Below are 18,909 nucleotides of genomic sequence, written 5' to 3' on the forward strand. Positions count from 1 at the left end.
CAGGTGTCTTGACACATATATTTACACATATTCTTTCATTTTTCAAGAAATATAATTAAAAAGCTATTTTCATAAACTGCGTTGCCTTAAATAAAAAGTACATACAAATCGAATTGAATTATACTCTAGAATGCTTACTTTCCTCAGGGCAGGTAATGAGCATTATCTGTGTATAATGAATTTTCATTCCTCGGCCGAACATTCTACCACCTAGCTTTAAAAAGTTACTTAAATATAAAGCGACGAATAAAAAGTAATCTCCAATTACTTTTTATTCGTCGCTTTGGCAACTACAGAGAAGCTATATATAAGAAGTAATTATGATCATAGTCATTAACCTACCTCTTTTTAATTATCTTTAATGATCCTATACGTATTAACGGCTTTTTTTCTAATAAAGTACACCCATACTGCATTTACTAATAAAAGACTGCAGGAAACAATGAATACAGCAGGTATTCCTAAGCCGCTAGCTATTTGTCCTCCACAAATCGGCCCTATAAAATTCCCCATGTATTGGGCTGTTTGATTAAAGCCAAATGCTTTACCAGTTAACTCATCTGGAACCACTTTCTTTAATAATGTATTTATCGCCGGAATTAGACCTCCTAAACCGAAACCAATGATAAATCGAAGAAATACTAGTTCCCAAACATTATGCACAATAGCATGTAACCCTAAAATGAAACCAACTATAACTAAACTAAACTGTAACACTTTTTGCGGCCCAATTTTGTCTCCTAATCTACCAAGAAAAGGAGCGGCTATTAAATTCGATACTCCAGATACTGCTGTCACGATTCCAGCTAAAAAAGCTAGATAAGAAACATTCCCTCCAAGATCCGCTACATATAACGATAAAAACGGTTGAATCGACATTAGTGCGGCTTGTAGTATAAATGTTGTTACGAAAATCCCACTTGTTATCTTCAAAAAAGCTTTTTTATCGATGCTTTGTTGAGAAATGTTACTACTTTTGGCTTTCACCATCGGTTTAAAATCTTCTTTAATGTATAAACAAACGAGAAAAGTAAAAAACAACATCGTTCCAGTTATCCAAAATACTTCTCTTAAACCGATTAAATCCGCAAGCAGTCCTCCTAATAATGGTCCAATTAATGTTCCACCAACACCACCAGTGGAAAGAAGACCTAGCGCCCAGCCACTTTTTTTGGTAGGAGCCTGGGAAGCGACTAGAATAATAGCCGCTGGAATAAATCCCGATACAGCCCCCATAAAAAAACGAAGTGCTACAAGTTGAAACGCATTTTGGGCAAATCCCATTAAAATCATTATAATCGCCATACCGATACTTGCTCGAATTAACATTGGCTTACGCCCAATTTTATCAGCTAATTTACCCCAAATCGGCGAAAAGATCGCCGCTGTTATAAAAGTACTGCTAAAAGCAAAACTAGACCAAACCTCAACATTATGATGTTCACCTAGCTGAGTAATATATAACGGAAGAAAAGGAATGACTAAGTTCATTCCTGCTGCTGTTAAAAAACATCCAAACCAACAAATATACAAGTTTCTTTTCCATGTACTCACTAAGAAGCCTTCTTTCTTTGAAAAGCGCAACCGCCTCGTTAGGACCAACGACTAAAATCCTATGTCCTATAGCAACGCTTTTTTGACCTATAAACTATCAGACTCCAATTAGCATAAGTCCCCTCCGAGGAACTGAAGCGTTGGAGCTAGACAATAAAACCCAACTGTATTCGATTGATTCTTTTTTATGAAAAAACTTTAAATCTATTATTTAGTTTCCTTCTCACTCTATTATTACATATGTAAAGAGAGCATTCAAAACATCAACTTTTGAATGCTCTCTCTTATTCTCTTATTTTTTAGCGTTTATATACAATTTACCTGCTGCTCTTTGGGTGGTTACATTTCCATAATCATCAGAGATTTTCACTTCAATCGCTGCCCCTGGAGCTTTTACATTTTTCGTTGCAGTATAATAACCCACATAATGTCCAGCTGATGTTTCTTTCATTGGAAGCTCAATAGCATTTGATGGATTACCTACATTTGTTAAAGGCATTAAAATTGAAAATTCTGCATCTAAACCTGGTTCGCTATCAAACTCAATTTTTACTGATTCACCACTTGTAAGGACTTTATCATCTGTTGGAACTAGGTTAGATACAGTTGGCGCTGTATACTTTACATCAATAGAAAGTGTCTCTTTCGCTTCATTTCCTGCTTTATCTTTTGCCAAAACTGTGATTTCATTTATACCTTCATCAAGAAGAAGTCTTAGGCTAAACTTACCATCTGTTACTTTAGCAGTTTGGCCATTTACTTGTACGACATCAAGATAATCATCAGCTATTGTTCCCGTAACTGTTGTTGACTCCCTATTTGTTTTTGTACCATTTACTGGTGCAGTTACAACTAGTACTGGTTTATCTTGATCTAGAGTAATTTTAACAGGAGCAGATGCATCAGTTGATCCATTTGATGCTGAAATTTTAGATGTTAAAACATTTTCACCTTTTTTCAATTTTACTTTAGTAGAATAGGTTCCTGCTTCAGTTGATGTTGTACTTGCTACTTTTTCACCATCATTGTAAACATCTACATTTGTTTTTGGTGCAGCATTTCCTTCAACAGTAACTTCATCTTGATTTGTAAAAGATTCATTACTTGGAGAAGTAATACTTGGTGCTGTAATCTCATAATTAACAGTCGCACGAATCATATAATTTCCTTCTGCTTCAGGAGATGGAGACCAAACTCCGCTGACACCTTGATAGCTCCGTTTTGCATTAGGGCCATCTTCATCTGTAGCAAGTCCAGGAGCATTTGGATTTGCTTTTGTTTGTGTATAAACAATAAAGAAATCACCATTTACCGTAATGCCATGCTCACTTAAATCAATATGCGTCCACGTTCCATCTCTTAATGCTGTTTCATTAAATGGTCCAGCAAGCTTTTTACCTGGTGTTCCATTTGTACCACTAGCATCATAAACGGAAACTTGGAATTCCGTTCCACCTGGATTTGGCCATTCTATATCCCAGAAGCGGAATAAAGCACCTGTTACATTTGCTTGCTTCTTCCCTTCCTCTAATGACATTTTAACCGCCCAACTATTTCCAGCAGCATTAAATGCACGAGCATTTTCCGCTGTTCCGTCATCATATTTAATTTCTCCTGAATAACCAATGAACGGCTTCAATTCAATATTATATTCAGAAGATTGACCACCTGCAACTGATACAGCTATTTCAGTACTATAATACGATTGTGCAGAAATCTTCAACGTATAATTTCCTTCATAAGCCTTAATAGAGTATTGACCACTATCATTCGTTACAACAGGTGTAACTGCAGCGTCTTCAACGACAAATACTGTTGCTCCTTCAATAGGTTGACCTGTTTGTTTATTAATAACAGTACCTGAAATAGTTCCTGATGGTGTTTCTTGTAACGTGAAATTAGCAGTACTTGTTCCATCCTGTGTTACATTTACAGATTTGTTTTGTGATTGATATCCATATGCCTCTGCCTTAACTGTATAAGAACCAGCAGCATGTGTTAATTCATAAGAACCATCTTGTGGATTTGTATACACGGAACGTCCAGATTCAAGAACACTAACCTCAGCTCTTATTGGAAGTAACATAGGAGTTGGTGTATCTTTTCCTGGTTCCTCTTTTATTGGTTCTTTTCCAATCACTGTTTGGTCTGGTTTAATTAGGCTTGGATCTACTTTTGGTTTAGCTTGAGTAGAAGGAGATTCCTTTTCAACTCCTAAAGATAAACCATTATTAGCTTTTTTCGTTGTCGTAATGGTTGTATCTGATAGCTGAACATCATCAATGAACCAACCTTGTTTTTGTACAGATCCATCTGAAGTTACGTTAAAACTAATGTAGATACGTTGACCAGCATAAGCACTTAAATCTACTTCACCATCAATCCAACCGTTTGATAGGTTATTAAATCGGGCTAACTGAGTCCAGTTCGTTCCATCTGTTGACACAAAAACGTGCCCAAAATCATAATTTTTCTCCAGTTCATACCAATGTTTGAATTGTAAATAGCTACTTCCTTCTGGCAGATCAATCGGAGGCATTTTTAAACTCATATTAGCTTTTGCTGCATATGTCCCAGACAAATTACTAGCATATACTTTTTCTCCAGAATGGGCTGCTTTAGGACCAACAGTTGGCAGACCTAACTCCCAAGCTTTTGTTCCAAATGAAGTCCACCCTGTTGTATCTCCCTCAAAATCTGTACTATAACCAACAGTAATTCCTGGTAACAACGAAACCGTGTAAGCATTTGATTCTATAGTATTACCGCCAAAATCTGTTGCAACAAACTTATAATCAATAGTATCTTCATTTAATACTGATCCAGGTATAGTCGCTACGTATGTTCCAGATTTGTAATCTCCTTCTGTTCTTTCAGTTGAAAGATCATTCCAAGTTCCATCTGCTTTTTTATACTTTAAAGTTACAGTTGAAACCGAAATATTATCTGAAGCAGTTGCTGACAATGTCAAATCTGTACCTTTATATGATTCTGAAACAGGATTATGAGTCAATGTAGGAGCTTCTGTATCTTCTCCTTCTTTCGTTACAGCTCCTTTAATCTTGCCTAAGCCGCTAACAATTGATGAAACAGCATCAAAAGCATTCACTAGCCCATGACCATATCCATTATTAGGAGAAGTTGGATAGGTACTATCCGTTAATGGAAGTGCAGTTGTTTCCAAAATTTCTTCAATCTCATCTACTGTTAAACTAGAATCTACTTGTTTTAGTAGAGCTACTACCGCAGAAACATGCGGTCCAGCCATAGATGTTCCATTCCAACCACCTTCATAGGAACTACCTGGGACAGCCGAACGGATGTTTACCCCTGGAGCTGATATATCAGGTTTTATTTCTCCATATGGAGATGGTCCCCTTAATGAAAATGACCCTACTTTATCATTTATATCCGTTGCACCAGTTGCATACGCCTCTGGATAGTTGGCTGGATTTGCTATCGATCCAGGGCCTCCTGGATTAAATAAAGTAGTATTTCCAGCTGAAAACTCAGGGAAAATTTCAGCTGCGCGCCATGTTTGTACCATAGGACGGAACCATTCATCTAGACCTGCTCCTCCACCCCATGAATTATTTACAACATCTGGAGCCTTTTCAGGATGTGGGTTTCCTGAAGAATCTTTCGGAGCTAAAATCCATTCTCCCGCCTCTAACAGATCAGCATCTGTTCCGCCATCTTCAGTAAATGCCTTAACTGCAATAAATTTAGCTCCAGGAGCAACACCAATCTGATTCGATCCATTTGCTTCAGAACCGACCATTGTTCCTGTTACATGAGTACCATGCGCGATATCATCATACGGAGTAGATGCATTTGTAGATGTAGCATCAAACCAGTTGAATTCGTGGTTTGGTGAATTCGGACTACTTGGATTGTAGCCACGATACTTTTCTTTTAATGCCGGGTGATCCCACTGAACACCTGTATCAATACTAGCTACAACCGTACCAGCACCATCAATACCCATTTCCCAGACTTGAGGAGCACCGACTTTCGAAATATTCCATTCTATGTTAGACGTTTCAGCTTTTGGTTGTACTTGTAGAGAAGCAGAACTTTTTGCATTTTTTTGTGTGGATCCTTTTGTAGCTTGTTCTTTTGTTTCTGCTGCTACAGGTTGAATTAGTTGTCTTGTTTCATTCGGTAAAACTTTCTCAACCTCAGGCATTAACGCTACTTGTTCCATAACTTCCTTTGTTGCTTTAACAGCAATCGCATTTACAATATAAAAAGATTCAACATTACTTGCATTCCCTGCTTTTTCTTGCTTTTTTAAATATTCGCGAATATTGTATTGAGATTCCAATGCCTTTGAACGAAGTTCTGTTACAATAGAAGATCTTTTGGCTAGTTTAGATTTTGAAGCTGATAGATTTAATTTATCCGAAGCCGTATCAGCTTTCTTGGCCACTTCCGTTGTATTTACTTGCTCTTTCATTTTAATTAAAAATGTAACTTGTTCATTGTTTTTAAATTGTTCTTTTAACTTAGATGAAATCTTTTTGGAGCCTACTACATTCACATTTGTCTTTACTGAGGTGTGTAGTGAATTAGTAGATTCTGCATTAAAATTGGTCGGAAATAACAAAGTTGGTACTAATACAGAAACTGCTATCAATGATGATAGTTTTTTACGCTTCTTCATCTTCATTTCCTTACCCCCTACAACCAAATTTTTGAAAACCCTCTGCCAAATTTCCCTCCTTTCTCTCTATTTTTCTATTGTTTTTTCATTAGCTGTAATTAAACCATATCTAAAAAATGAGGTCGAATAGTGCTATAATTTGACTGTTTCATAAGGGGTCAACTAAAAATGATTATTTCGAAGTGAACACTAGTTTTTATTGTAAGAAGAATGTAATAGACTAATATACAAAATCTTAAACATTTCACCATAATTCGTCATACCATTTAGCTCAAAAGCAATAAATATAAATAATTAATATACTTTGATTCTTAAAAAATAAGAAAAATGATATATACCTTCTTTATCTAATCATTATTAAACAACTTTTTACTTATTATATAATGATACGAAATAATTAGATTTAAAATAAAAATACTTAATAAACATGAAATGAATAGGAACTAGCGAATACTTTTAACCATAGAGAGGAGAAAATAAGAAAGTACAAAAAATAAAAAAGAATCAACATAAACTGACATTATCCGATCTCTCTACAAATTCTATTATGCTTTTTGTCCAAAAAAACCGTTGTAATTTTCAATGTTACTAATGGCTCCAATCCTTTTGCTTTCTACTGACAAGTGCAAGCCTTCTCGTTATTTCGGTTGGTCTTTCTTGCACCTTACACTCCAATCTTTTTAAGCTCACTTTATTCACTGAACTTATTTAAAATCGACAATTTTTTTTGAAAATAACCCAAAAAAAGACCGAAGTTCTTTCTTCGATCTTTTTTTCACATATTAAATTAGCTCTGTTTAACATGGTTGTATCTATCATTTAATGAAATAAAATCTATTCATTAAACTGTTTTCTTAATTGCTTAAACGGCTCTCTTGAGCGCTCTAAAACGTCTAATCCTACACTGAAGGACATACGAAAATGTCCGGGACGACCGAACCCTGTTCCTGGTACTAATAATATATTATAGTTTTCCGCCGCAAAATTACAAAATTCTATATCATCTGCAATAGGTGATTTTGGGAAAACAAAAAATCCACCTTGAGGTTCGATAAAGTCAAAATTTGCTTCTGTTAATATGTCTACTACTAAATCCTTACGAACACGATACTCCTCACAATCAGATACTAAATCATCCGTCATTGCAAGCACACGTTGTACAAATGCAGGAGCATTCACAAAACCGAGTGTACGATTACAATAAGTGAAAGCTGCAATTAATAAGTCATGACTAGGTATATCTTGATCTACTGCTATATATCCAATACGCTCTCCTGCTAACCCTAAATCTTTACTAAATGAACTTGCGTAAATAACACGATGATAAGCATTAAAAGGACTTTCATTTTTCACTTGATCGTACGTAAGCTGCGTATACGGAGCATCATAAATCATATAAATACAAGACTGATATTCTTCTTCTTTATCTTTTAAAAGCTTAGCTAGTCCATAAATAGAATCCTTTGTTAGAATCGTACCTGTTGGATTATGTGGCGTATTTACTATGATAGCTTTTGTTTTTTCAGTAATTTTTCCTTTTAATTGCTCTACGTCAATTTGAAAATCTTCGGCTAAATCACAGAATACTGGAGTCCCCTGTACATTTTCAACATAATATTTATATTCTACAAAATATGGTTTTAATATAATAATTTCATCACCAGGATTAACAATACTTTTAAGTACAACGTTAAGTGCACCTCCAGCTCCTACCGTCATTACGATAGAATCCGCAGTAAATGTTCGATCATAAAGAGTTTGTAAAAACTGTCCTACTTTCGCTCTTGCCTCGAATAACCCTTGATTCGAAATATATCCATGTAAATTCGCTTCTTTACTATTTGCCAATTTATTTAAATTTTCTTTAAATTCAACCGGCGGTTCGATAATTGGATTTCCTAATGAGAAATCAAATACTTTTTCTTCGCCATACTTTTGTTTAAGCTGGTTTCCTTTCTCAAATAGATCTCGAATCCAAGAGCCGCTTTGTAAATTTAATTCAATTTGATTAGAAATTAGACCCAATTGACATCTTCCTCTCACTACTCCATCCGTTTAGCTATCGTAAAACGAACGTATTTTGTTATACTTCTTTTATTTTAAAACAAAACACTTAATAATCCTAACTTTTTAAAAATTTAGTAGACAAAAAAACTATTTTCAAAATCGAAAATAGTTTTTTATACACATAAATAATTTTGTTTAACTAATGAAAAATCTGCAAATAATTGTTCATCATCAATATGATAATCTTCCATCTGAATTTGTCTCACAATTAATTGTAAAGCTTGTTCAAAATAAGAAGTTAGAAATGTTCGAATTTCATTTTCTGTTTTGTTTAACCATTTATTTTTAGGCATTATGATATCAACTGTTGCAAATCGTTGATTTTTATATAGTTTTACACCGTCACAACCTTCATATCCCCATGCTAATGATTGACCATCAATTTTTCCTAGTGGAGCAAATTTATCAAAGTGAGGTGAATAAACTTTATTGCAAAATTGATCTAATAATTTACTTAATGCCGTTATATGGGGATCTACTGTCAAAGCCGATTGCACATCTCCAAAACGTGTGCTGAATACGATATAAGGTTTACCCTCCATAATAATTCCCTCCTCAATTTATATTGCTCCAATATTATTATTAATAATCAGCATTTTATAAATAATAACATATAAATTTTTTTCATATATCAAATTATTAAATAATTCACATAATTTCTATCTTTATATGAAATTTCATTCATAAAATAGAAAAATACGACTACCTTACTGCGAGGACCAACTGCTAAATTCATCACTTCCCGTGGCAACATCTTTTCAATTTTCACCTGTTATATCCAACTAGCATAAGAATTGACTCATGAGTGAAATAAAAAAAGTTTTTGACTTTGACTTTTTTCTTATTTAATCATTATTCACATAGCCATTGTCTTGACAGATGTCTTTTCACGTTATTAAATAACTATATATGATTGTTAGATGAGGAGATAATATATGATTTATTTCGATTACGCAGCCACTACCCCAATGAGTAATGAAGCTATTTCTGCCTATACTGAGGCAGCTCGTTTATGTATAGGGAATGAGAGCAGTTTGCATGATGAAGGAAGTAAAGCCAAACACGTAGTAGAAGTTTCTAGACAACTCATTGCAGATGCTTTTCGAATCGACAGTCAAAGTGTCATTTTTACAAGCGGTGGTACTGAAAGCAATCAAATAGCCATTCGAACATTATTGAAGAACTGTGCACCACACAAAAAACAAATAATTTGTTCATCCATAGAGCATTCATCTGTTAATAATGAGCTTATACTTTTAGAAAAAGAAGGATATGAAATTAAATATCTTCGTCACTTAGAAGACGGAACCATCTGCTTACAACATTTACAACAACTCGTAAATGAAAATACTTCCATTGTAATCATTCAACATGTTAATTCTGAAATAGGAATCATACAGCCTCTTGAAAAAGTTTATAAAATTATAAAAGGAAAAGAACTTTTTTTACATGTCGATTGTGTTCAATCTTTTGGAAAGATAGATTGTAGTCCCATTGGCAAATGGGCAGATAGTATAGCTATTTCTAGTCATAAAGTATTTGGACCTAAAGCTGTTGGCGCTATTGTTTTTCCTTCTATACATAACCTACGTCCAATTAATTTTTCCATTACACATGAGAACGGATTTCGTGCTGGAACTGTCAATGTACCGGGAATTTACTCTTTTGCTATTGCTGTACAGCAGGCACAAGCCTCCTTAAGTCATGACTATACTATAATTACAAGACTACGAAATAGATTGCTTCAATTATTACATACCTCTAGTAGCAGACTAACGATTATTCAGGGTAAAGAAGGGTATCAGCTTCCGCATATCATTTGCTTGCTATGCTCAAAAGTTCAAGGACAATATGTTATGATGGAATTAAATCAGTTAGGATATGCTATTTCTTCAGGTAGCGCCTGTCAATCAGGTTCGAAAGAGCCTTCTAAAGTCTTATTAACTATCGGAAAAGATCATAATGAAGCGAAAAGTTCGATTCGAATTTCTCTCGGAAAATATACTACTGAAGAACAATGCTTGAAATTAGCAGAAGATTTACTAAAAATAATGAAAAAGTAAAGACGTTATCAGTAAGATTTATCATCTTTCACTGATGGATTAATTATACTAATTGGGTTCTTTCTAGGTTGCTTCAAAAACGCTTTATTTTGAAGTATGGTCATAACTCTAGTTTGAACAGACTAAAGATTGCCTAATAAATACAAGGAGAAAAATATGAAAAAAGCACAAAAATTATTAGGAGAGGAAAGACGCACATATATTATCACTCTCTTAAAAAGTCGAACATCACCTATTACAGGTAGCGAATTAGCCAAAAAGGCAAATGTCAGTAGACAAGTTATTGTCGGTGATATTACTTTATTAAAAGCACAGAATGAGCCCATTATTGCTACGAGTCAGGGTTATATATATTTAAATCAAACTAGCCAAGAAGAAATGATTGAACGAACCATTGCTTGTTTCCACAAACCAGAAGAAACAGAAGAAGAATTACTGTTACTTGTAGATACAGGTGTGACCGTAAAAGATGTAAAAATCGAACACCCTGTTTACGGGGATTTATCTGCATCGATTATGGTCAATAACCGCCGTGAAGTGAAGCAGTTTTTACAAAAAATACAAGAAACAAAGGCTACCTATCTGTCACAACTTACAAACGGAATTCATATTCATACAATTGCAGCTACTTCTGACCAAATTCTAGATGAGGCAGAAGCCGCATTAAAAGCAGCAGGCTTTCTAGTAACAGAAAATCATTAAAAAAGTAGCACCTCATAATCATACGAGAGGTGCCACTTTTTATTTTACGAAAGCGTATCGCATGTTTGTAGTCCCTGAATAGAAAAACTTCGATAACTACCTAGAATAGATACCGAGCAACCTAACGCTTCAAGCTCTTGAATGGCTCCTGGAATTAAAACTTCATCCATTGCCATTTCGATATCAATTAAAAAGAAATAATTCCCTAGTCCTGTTTTCTTCGGGCGTGATTCTATTTTGGACATATTCAGATTTCTCCAAGAAAATGCAGATAAAACCTGATGCAATGACCCTGGATGATTTTCTGGTAATTCTATCATTAAGGTTGTTTTTGGTCCATTTTCTATTGCATTCGTATGTGTAAATTCTACTTCCTTTTTTGACACAACAATAAATCTAGTTGTATTGTGATCATAGTCATGAATATTCGGTTTAACAATGCTTAGCCCATATTCATAAGCAGCTAACTCACTAGCAATCGCAGCTATTTTCAATTCTGGATTTTGCATGACATATTCCGCTGCTGCAGCTGTAGAAGTAAAGTTTTCACTTGGCACTCCTCTTAATTCTTTATGAAGAAACTTATGACACTGAGCAATAGCATGTGAATGTGAGTATACATTCGTTACTGCTTTCCACTGATCTTCATTTTGAGGATGAACCATAAAATGCTGTTGGATTGGCGTATTAATTTCTCCCTGAATAGGTAGCTTCACTTCATGCACTAAATAATCTAGCGTAATGGTCACCGAACCCTCTAAGGCATTTTCTAATGGGACAACTGCCGCATCTGCTTCATCATTCATAACAGCATCCAAACACTCAGGAATCGTCTTCATCGGTTGAATTTCTTCATTTGGAAATGCCTTTACAACCGTATAATGATTAAAGGTCGCTTTTGGACCTAGAAATACAATTTTCATTCTTCCTTGAAGCCTCCCTTTATCAAACGTTTATATTGCTCTATGTTAGGTTATTTTTAGAATTTTGACAATGTTTTTGCTATATAAAATTTATTATATTTTTCCCAAAAAGTAGGTTGTTTATCATATATCTACTTCCTTCTTTTTCTGATTAAGAGACTCTTTTCCTAATCTAATATAGGAAAATTTATCTACAATTTGCATGAATATGTTAATATTTGTCGATATTTGACGATATTTAATGTGTTTACCTCTTTTTCCAGATTGATTAATGAATGAAGGAGATATTGTAATGAAGAAAAAGTTTATTTCAATTCGACGAAAGTTAGTTATTTTATGTTTTTTATTATTATTAATACCAACCTCCATTATCGGAATCAGTATTTTTACTATTTCGAAATCACAATTAAATGAAGCTGGTCAAGAACAGCTTGAAAAAAGTACAAATATGATAATCGGAATGATTGCTCTATTAAATAAAGATGTAGAAGCTGGAAAGATGACATTACCTGAAGCCCAGGAAAAGCTTCGACAAGAATTATTCGGTGAAAAAGATGAAAATAATATTCGACCCATAAAAGAAGAATATACATTTGGGAAAACAGGATATGTTTGGGCTATGGACGAACACGGAGTAATGGTCATGGATCCTGCAAATGAAGGAATTAGTATTTTAAACACAAAATCCGTAGATGGAAAGAACATTGCTCAGGAAGTATTGAAGCATGCTGATAAAGGTGGCTTCATTTCTTATAAAGTAAAAAACAATAAAACAGGTAAAGTCGAGCAGCAATTCTCTTATGTCCAAAAAGACCCGTATTGGGGGTGGAATATCGGATCAGGAGCCTATGACTCTGAATTTAACAGCGATGCATCAACAATAGCGAATATTATGACCATCATCTCCATTGTTTCCATCATCATAGGAAACATTATTAGTTACATGTATTCAGTTCGTTTAACGAAACCACTAAATCAAATTAGCCATCAATTAACACTTGCTTCAGCTGGTGATTTTACTGGTGATGGCGTCAAGATTTATACGAAAGATGAGCTTGGTCAGTTGGCGAAAGATTTTAATAATATGAAGAAAAAGCTAACAGAATTAATTCGTGAGGTTACTAGCTCTACAGAGCACGTTGCTGCCTCGTCTGAACAATTATCGGCAAGTGCAGAAGAAACAAGTAAGGCATCTGAAGAAATTTCAAGAACAATTCAATTTTTCACAAGTAGTGCTGGTCACAGTAATACAAGCTTAGGAGATAGTGCACAATCGTTAGAACAAGTAACTTATGCCATTCAAAACCTAGCTGAAAACTCTTCACTTATTTCAGAGACGGGTTCAATGATTGTGGAGCAAGCTCAAATAGGTAATGAACATGTAGAAAAAACAGTGCAACAAATAAACTCCATTAATCAGCGTGTTATTGAAAGTTCTGAAGTTCTTCAGCTTTTAGATAAAAGCTCCAATGAAATTGATGAAATATCAAAAGTGATTAATGATATTGCTAATCAGACGAACCTATTAGCTCTCAATGCTGCTATTGAAGCAGCTAGAGCCGGTGAACATGGAAAAGGCTTTGCTGTTGTAGCAGATGAAGTGCGAAAGTTAGCTGAGCAGTCACAAGCTTCCTCAAAGCAAATTTCTGAGCTTATTAGAGAAATTCAAACGAACATGGAACGCTCTACAGCATCTATGGATCAAGTAAAAATAGAAACAAAAGAAGGATTAAAAGTTGTTGAACAAACAGAAATAAGCTTTAAAGAAATCGTTAATGCAATGGATAAACTAGGAGCTAAGATTACCGAAATGGCGGCAACAGTAGAGGAAATGTCAGCAAGCTCACAGGAAGTTTCAGCAACCGTAACCAGTATATCCAATGCCACAAAAGATGCCTCTTTACAATTCAAGAAAGTAGCTGCTTCAACCGAAGAGCAATTGGCATCAATGGAGGAAATCACTACTTCTGCTAATTCTTTATCTACACTAGCAGCAGATTTACAACTAATGGTAGGTAGATTTAAAATTTAATATTTTTACTAATGTACATAATAGAGCGATAAAAATCTCAATCTCTATTATGTACACTTCATTATTAATAAAGGCTATGTTAAATACTGATTGTTGATAATGGTTCCAATCCTGTTCACGGATTTCTATCCATTTTTTCATTCAACAGTAACAAACAAAGCCTTAATAAACGGTAAGGAGAAGAAAGTATGAAGAAAAGGTTTTTCACTTTAAGGAAAAAGCTTGTAATTTTTAGCCTTTTATTATTAATTATCCCTTCTTGGACTATTACCCTAATCACCTATTTTATGTCACTCAACAATTTTGAATATTCAGTCATTTCAACGGTATGTACGTTTACATCCTATTCATTTCTTATAATTGGAGGTATTTGTGCCTTTTTTTACTCAGGAAAGCTTACATAACCAATAATAAAAATAAGCAACGAATTGACTAAAACGGCTGCAGGTGATTTTACAGGTGAAAATGTTCAAATTCAATCCAAAGATGAACTTGGACAATTAGCTAAGGACTTTAATCATATGAAAAAGCAATTAAAACATTTAATTGGTGAGGTAGCCAATTCAGCTGAACAAGTGGCGGCTTCTGAACAATTAACAGCTAGTGCGGAAGAAACAAATAGAACAGCAGAAGAAATGACACAGTCGATTCAATTAATCGCTAACGGTGCTGAACGAAGTAATCAACATCTAATTGAAAGCTCTCATTCATTAGATGAAATTACGTTAGCTATCCATAATTTAGCTAAAAATTCTTCTACCATTTCAGAAACTGGTTCTATCATAATTGACCAAGCTAAGTTCGGAAATTCAGATGTAGATCAAACTGTCAAACAAATTCACTCTATTAATGATAAAGTCATAGAAAGTAGTAACGTATTACAACTACTCGACACTCGCTCTAATGAAAAAGAGGCTGTCTCAACGTCAACCGTTTAAAACAGCCTCTTTTAGTAGCTTTGTTCTCTCTTATGCTCCTGAGCCTAATACTTCTACCTTATCTACAAATTCTAATCGTTTTAAATTCGTTAATAATCCATCTATCGTCGTATTCATGGAGCTTACATTTAATGATAAAGTCACATTCGCTCTTCCTTGGATAGGAATCGTTTGATGTATGGTTAATACATTACAACCTGATTCAGCCACAATGCCTAATAAATTAGACAATGTACCCGAACGATCTTCGAGGTGAAAAAACAATGTGATGATCTTTTCTTTTACGATCGTATGAAATGGAAATACTGTATCACGATATTTATAAAACGCACTACGACTTAAATCAACCTTCTGAACCGCTTCCCACACTGATTCTGCCTTCCCACGTTGAATAAGCTCTTTTGCATCCAAAGTCTTTTGCATCGCTTCAGGTAACACATCTTCACGAACTAAATAAAATTTATGATCGTTCTTTTTCAAAGTATCCACCCCAAAATGTTACTCTACAAATTCAAACTCAAATTCACAAATTTTAACGATATCACCATCTTTTGCTCCTCGTTCTCTTAATGCATCATCCACTCCATATGAGCGAAGTTGTCTTGCAAATCGAGCAATAGAAGCATCTCGATTGAAGTCAGTCATGACAAACAATCTTTCAATCTTATCACCAGTAACGACAAAGCGACCATCTGGTTCACGAGAAATTTCAAATTCTTTTGTATCATCTTCAAATTTGTACATAACACGATGAACACCAGCTTCCTCAGACTCATGCTCAAGAGGAAACTCAGGAGTTTCTTCAAGCTTATCTGCTACTGCAAATAATAACTCTCGAATACCCTCACGTGTGAATGAAGATATAGGGAAGATTGGTAGATCCTCTCCAACTTTTTCTTTAAAAGCTTTTAAATTTTCCTCTGAATCAGGCATATCCATTTTATTTGCTGCAATAATCTGTGGTCTTTCTGTTAAACGAAGATTATATTCTTTCAACTCATTATTAATGGTAACATAATCTTCGTATGGGTCTCTTCCTTCTAGTCCCGACATATCTATAACATGTACAATTACTCTTGTTCTCTCGATATGTCTTAAGAATTGATGACCAAGCCCTACTCCTTCAGACGCACCTTCAATCAGACCTGGAAGATCAGCCATAACAAAGCTACGATTATCCTCAGTTGCTACCACTCCTAAATTAGGTGTAATCGTTGTGAAATGGTATTCAGCGATTTTCGGTTTAGCCGCTGAAACGACGGATAGTAATGTAGATTTACCTACACTCGGGAATCCTACAAGACCAACATCCGCTAATAATTTCAATTCTAAAATCACATTACGTTCTTGACCTGGTTCTCCATTTTCAGCAATTTCTGGTGCTGGATTGGCTGGAGTAGCAAAACGAGTATTCCCCCGACCTCCACGTCCACCTTTCGCTATAATGGCCGTTTGACCGTGCTCAGTTAAATCAGCAATAACCTGATTTGTTTGTTCATCACGAACAACAGTACCCGGTGGAACCTTTACAATCATATCCTCTGCATTTTTTCCATGCATACCTTTAGACATGCCATGCACTCCACGATCTGCTTTAAAATGCTTTTTAAAGCGAAAATCTACAAGAGTACGTAGTCCTTCTTCAACCTGAAACACAACATTTGCACCTTTACCGCCATCTCCACCTGCTGGTCCACCATTTGGAACATATTTTTCACGACGGAATGCAACCATTCCATTTCCGCCATCTCCACCTCTAACATATATCTTAACTTGATCGACGAACATTAAATCACTTCCTCTTTCGAATAAAACTTTTGCTGATTTCTATGTAGCTATTATTAAGAGTGACAATTCCAGCTTATATCAAACACAAGTTCTTCATTTGTGAACGATGCCATTGTAACTGTTGCTAATGATGGCACTACTTTAAGAAAAGAATCAATAGCATCCATATCTATAATCTTACCCTCTAAATCGAAGGTAAATCTAAGATGATTTTCACTTTCATAAATGACTACCCTTAAATCATTTTGTTCATAAGAATCTAATGCAGCTTGAAGAACACCAAAAAAAGATTCCATCCAGCTATACATTAAATCATCTACATTGAGAGAGCCCTTTGTTACTTGCAGAACTTCATAATTCAATATAAAAGAAAAGTCTCTCCATTTACTAGTAATGAATAGTTCTGTTAGTTTTGGCATCTGTAAATTAGAGAGCTTTGCTTCGTTCTTAGCCTCACTAATTATTGTTTCAATTATTTCCTTTACATAATCCCCTTTGTCTAATTCTAAGTTGCCCTTTATTAACTGTATCTTATTTAGCCAATCATGTCTTGCATAGCCTAATAATTCTACAATACCCCATTTTTTATCCATAAAAATAATCTCCCAACTTAAAATTACACGTTTGTAAAATTTTAAATCAATCCCATTTGCTCACATATGTTTAGTATATCAGAAAAGAAATAATTGTTAATGAGTAATATAATGAGGGTCTAATAATGAGGAAACATTATAAGAACATAAGCGCAAGCGCCTTGCAAGTATGGAACAACAGCTTGCACATCAATTCCAGTGACTACACCGCTGTGACTTGGCTGTAACTTACATCCAATTGGCCTCTGACTAGCATAAGACAAGCCATCTAGAGATATTTTGCCTCTCTGCTTAGATGGTTTGGCTTATGCTTTCAAAGGGCTAGACGCTGTTGCTAGACTTCAACATATTCCAATAAAAAAGTGATACATAAGTCTAGAATATATGAATTTCGCTAACTACAAAGAAAACTCTAACCTAAAAGGCTAGAGTTTTCGGTTAAAAGCAATTAAGCTTCTTGTGCAACTGGATATACGCTAACTTTTTTGCGGTCACGACCGAAACGCTCGAAACGAACTTGTCCGTCTATTTTCGCAAATAAAGTATCATCTCCACCGCGTCCTACGTTTTCACCTGGATAAATCTTTGTACCGCGTTGACGGTAAAGGATTGAACCACCAGATACGAATTCTCCATCTCCAGCTTTAGCGCCTAGACGTTTAGCTTGAGAATCACGACCATTCTTTGTAGAACCTACTCCTTTTTTAGAAGCAAAGAACTGAAGATCTAATCTTAACATATGTTCCACCTCCTATTTATTGAGGTTAATTTTTATATATTTCCCATAATCTCTTTGAATTGTTTGTAAAGAAACAAGCATTGCTTCTAATAAAAGCTGTACCTTATCTTGTGTATCCGCTGATAAATCAGCTGGAATTTCACAACGTAGGTAACCACCGTCACCGTTCGTATCAATAATGGGCTCAACATCCGTTAAGCTTATTATGCTATTCACGGTTCCAAAAGAAACTGCTGATGCTCCTGCACAAACAATATCCGAACCATGTTTTGCAAAATTAGCATGACCATTCATAGTGAAAGAAGCAATCTTTCCCTGCTTATAATCAAATTTTACAGTAATCATCGTTCACCTTACGCGTTGATTGCTTCGATAACAACTTTAGTGTATGGTTGACGGTGACCTTGTTTTTTATGATAGTTTTTCTTCGCTTTGTATTTGAAAACGATGATTTTCTTTTGTTTGCCTTGTTTTTCAACTTTACCTGTTACAGTAACGCCTTCAACAGTTGGGCTACCAACTTTCACGTTTTCTCCACCTACGAATAAAACTTTGTCAAATGTAACTGTTTCGCCTTCAGCTGCGTTTAGTTTTTCAACGTAAACTACATCTCCAGCAGCTACTTTGATTTGTTTACCACCAGTTTCGATAATTGCGTACATACTTGCACCTCCTCATAATAGTTAAGACTCGCCGATCACAGGTGATTTACAGAAAAGCAAATACTTTATACCTGATCTGAGCGGTTGTAGCTAAGGTGCGCTACAAACATAACAAGAGAATACTATCATAAAAACAGCAAAGCTGTCAACTTGTTTTCATCCTAATTCACTTTCATCCATCA

General features: G+C 35.0%; 15 protein-coding genes and 1 other annotated feature. Of the genes, 4 read left to right on the forward strand and 11 right to left on the reverse strand.

Annotated features, from left to right (window positions below; translation table 11 throughout):
* Window positions 1-348 precede the first annotated feature (348 nt).
* The 4 genes from BN349_RS12930 to BN349_RS12945 form a co-directional block, all read right to left on the reverse strand.
* Window positions 349-1,554 (reverse strand): MFS transporter, encoded by a 1,206-nt coding sequence (locus tag BN349_RS12930; protein WP_019242746.1) that lies wholly within the window; start codon window positions 1,552-1,554, stop codon window positions 349-351.
* A gap of 292 nt (window positions 1,555-1,846) precedes the next feature.
* Window positions 1,847-6,226, reverse strand: coding sequence for a S8 family peptidase (locus tag BN349_RS12935; protein WP_019242747.1), 4,380 nt, complete (start codon window positions 6,224-6,226; stop codon window positions 1,847-1,849).
* Between the two features lie 828 nt (window positions 6,227-7,054).
* A complete protein-coding gene (locus BN349_RS12940) occupies window positions 7,055-8,245 on the reverse strand; it encodes a pyridoxal phosphate-dependent aminotransferase (protein ID WP_019242748.1) in 1,191 nt (396 codons plus the stop codon).
* Window positions 8,246-8,400: 155 nt separating this feature from the next.
* Window positions 8,401-8,829 (reverse strand): hypothetical protein, encoded by a 429-nt coding sequence (locus BN349_RS12945; RefSeq protein WP_019242749.1) that lies wholly within the window; start codon window positions 8,827-8,829, stop codon window positions 8,401-8,403.
* Window positions 8,830-9,222: 393 nt separating this feature from the next.
* Between BN349_RS12945 and BN349_RS12950 the strand changes: the two genes are divergently transcribed.
* Together BN349_RS12950 and BN349_RS12955 are read left to right on the forward strand one after the other, a co-directional pair.
* Window positions 9,223-10,350, forward strand: a complete 1,128-nt coding sequence (locus BN349_RS12950; protein WP_019242750.1) for a cysteine desulfurase family protein — start codon at window positions 9,223-9,225, stop codon at window positions 10,348-10,350.
* A gap of 156 nt (window positions 10,351-10,506) precedes the next feature.
* Complete coding sequence (locus BN349_RS12955; RefSeq protein ID WP_019242751.1) at window positions 10,507-11,052, forward strand: transcription repressor NadR; 546 nt, start codon at window positions 10,507-10,509, stop codon at window positions 11,050-11,052.
* Between the two features lie 44 nt (window positions 11,053-11,096).
* Here BN349_RS12955 and pheA read toward each other — a convergent pair whose 3' ends face one another.
* On the reverse strand, window positions 11,097-11,975 hold the full coding sequence (gene pheA, locus BN349_RS12960) for a prephenate dehydratase (RefSeq protein ID WP_019242752.1): 879 nt from the start codon (window positions 11,973-11,975) through the stop codon (window positions 11,097-11,099).
* Between the two features lie 292 nt (window positions 11,976-12,267).
* Between pheA and BN349_RS12965 the strand changes: the two genes are divergently transcribed.
* Window positions 12,268-14,007 (forward strand): methyl-accepting chemotaxis protein, encoded by a 1,740-nt coding sequence (locus tag BN349_RS12965; protein WP_019242753.1) that lies wholly within the window; start codon window positions 12,268-12,270, stop codon window positions 14,005-14,007.
* A 416-nt stretch (window positions 14,008-14,423) separates the two neighbouring features.
* The gene (locus tag BN349_RS23935) at window positions 14,424-14,945 is read left to right on the forward strand and encodes a methyl-accepting chemotaxis protein (RefSeq protein WP_332306679.1); all 522 of its coding nucleotides are present in this window, start codon (window positions 14,424-14,426) and stop codon (window positions 14,943-14,945) included.
* 30 nt (window positions 14,946-14,975) lie between these two features.
* Here the strand turns inward: BN349_RS23935 and BN349_RS12975 are convergent, their stop codons facing one another.
* The 6 genes from BN349_RS12975 to rplU form a co-directional block, all read right to left on the reverse strand.
* Window positions 14,976-15,425 (reverse strand): ACT domain-containing protein, encoded by a 450-nt coding sequence (locus BN349_RS12975; RefSeq protein ID WP_019242755.1) that lies wholly within the window; start codon window positions 15,423-15,425, stop codon window positions 14,976-14,978.
* An 18-nt stretch (window positions 15,426-15,443) separates the two neighbouring features.
* On the reverse strand, window positions 15,444-16,733 hold the full coding sequence (obgE, locus tag BN349_RS12980; protein WP_019242756.1) for a GTPase ObgE: 1,290 nt from the start codon (window positions 16,731-16,733) through the stop codon (window positions 15,444-15,446).
* Between the two features lie 53 nt (window positions 16,734-16,786).
* Window positions 16,787-17,326 (reverse strand): Spo0B C-terminal domain-containing protein, encoded by a 540-nt coding sequence (locus tag BN349_RS12985; protein ID WP_019242757.1) that lies wholly within the window; start codon window positions 17,324-17,326, stop codon window positions 16,787-16,789.
* 448 nt (window positions 17,327-17,774) lie between these two features.
* Window positions 17,775-18,065 (reverse strand): 50S ribosomal protein L27, encoded by a 291-nt coding sequence (gene rpmA / locus BN349_RS12990; RefSeq protein ID WP_019242758.1) that lies wholly within the window; start codon window positions 18,063-18,065, stop codon window positions 17,775-17,777.
* Window positions 18,066-18,077: 12 nt separating this feature from the next.
* Window positions 18,078-18,410: a ribosomal-processing cysteine protease Prp gene (locus BN349_RS12995; protein ID WP_019242759.1), complete on the reverse strand. Its 333-nt coding sequence runs from the start codon at window positions 18,408-18,410 to the stop codon at window positions 18,078-18,080.
* Between the two features lie 8 nt (window positions 18,411-18,418).
* Window positions 18,419-18,727 (reverse strand): 50S ribosomal protein L21, encoded by a 309-nt coding sequence (gene rplU / locus BN349_RS13000; protein ID WP_019242760.1) that lies wholly within the window; start codon window positions 18,725-18,727, stop codon window positions 18,419-18,421.
* Window positions 18,728-18,741: 14 nt separating this feature from the next.
* Window positions 18,742-18,823, reverse strand: a sequence feature (ribosomal protein L21 leader region).
* Window positions 18,824-18,909: the final 86 nt, after the last annotated feature.

This window comes from Bacillus sp. AP8 (genome assembly GCF_000321185.1).
In the GTDB taxonomy this organism is placed as follows: domain Bacteria; phylum Bacillota; class Bacilli; order Bacillales; family DSM-1321; genus Bacillus_AD; species Bacillus_AD massilioanorexius.

Bases quoted from the DNA above. Each gene is read 5' to 3' on its own strand.
- BN349_RS12935 (WP_019242747.1), bottom strand. From the start codon at position 6,226: ATGAAGATGAAGAAGCGTAAAAAACTATCATCATTGATAGCAGTTTCT.
- BN349_RS12945 (WP_019242749.1), bottom strand. From the start codon at position 8,829: ATGGAGGGTAAACCTTATATCGTATTCAGCACACGTTTTGGAGATGTG.
- BN349_RS12950 (WP_019242750.1), top strand. From the start codon at position 9,223: ATGATTTATTTCGATTACGCAGCCACTACCCCAATGAGTAATGAAGCT.
- BN349_RS12955 (WP_019242751.1), top strand. From the start codon at position 10,507: ATGAAAAAAGCACAAAAATTATTAGGAGAGGAAAGACGCACATATATT.
- pheA (WP_019242752.1), bottom strand. From the start codon at position 11,975: ATGAAAATTGTATTTCTAGGTCCAAAAGCGACCTTTAATCATTATACG.
- BN349_RS12965 (WP_019242753.1), top strand. From the start codon at position 12,268: ATGAAGAAAAAGTTTATTTCAATTCGACGAAAGTTAGTTATTTTATGT.
- obgE (WP_019242756.1), bottom strand. From the start codon at position 16,733: ATGTTCGTCGATCAAGTTAAGATATATGTTAGAGGTGGAGATGGCGGA.
- BN349_RS12985 (WP_019242757.1), bottom strand. From the start codon at position 17,326: ATGGATAAAAAATGGGGTATTGTAGAATTATTAGGCTATGCAAGACAT.
- rpmA (WP_019242758.1), bottom strand. From the start codon at position 18,065: ATGTTAAGATTAGATCTTCAGTTCTTTGCTTCTAAAAAAGGAGTAGGT.
- BN349_RS12995 (WP_019242759.1), bottom strand. From the start codon at position 18,410: ATGATTACTGTAAAATTTGATTATAAGCAGGGAAAGATTGCTTCTTTC.
- rplU (WP_019242760.1), bottom strand. From the start codon at position 18,727: ATGTACGCAATTATCGAAACTGGTGGTAAACAAATCAAAGTAGCTGCT.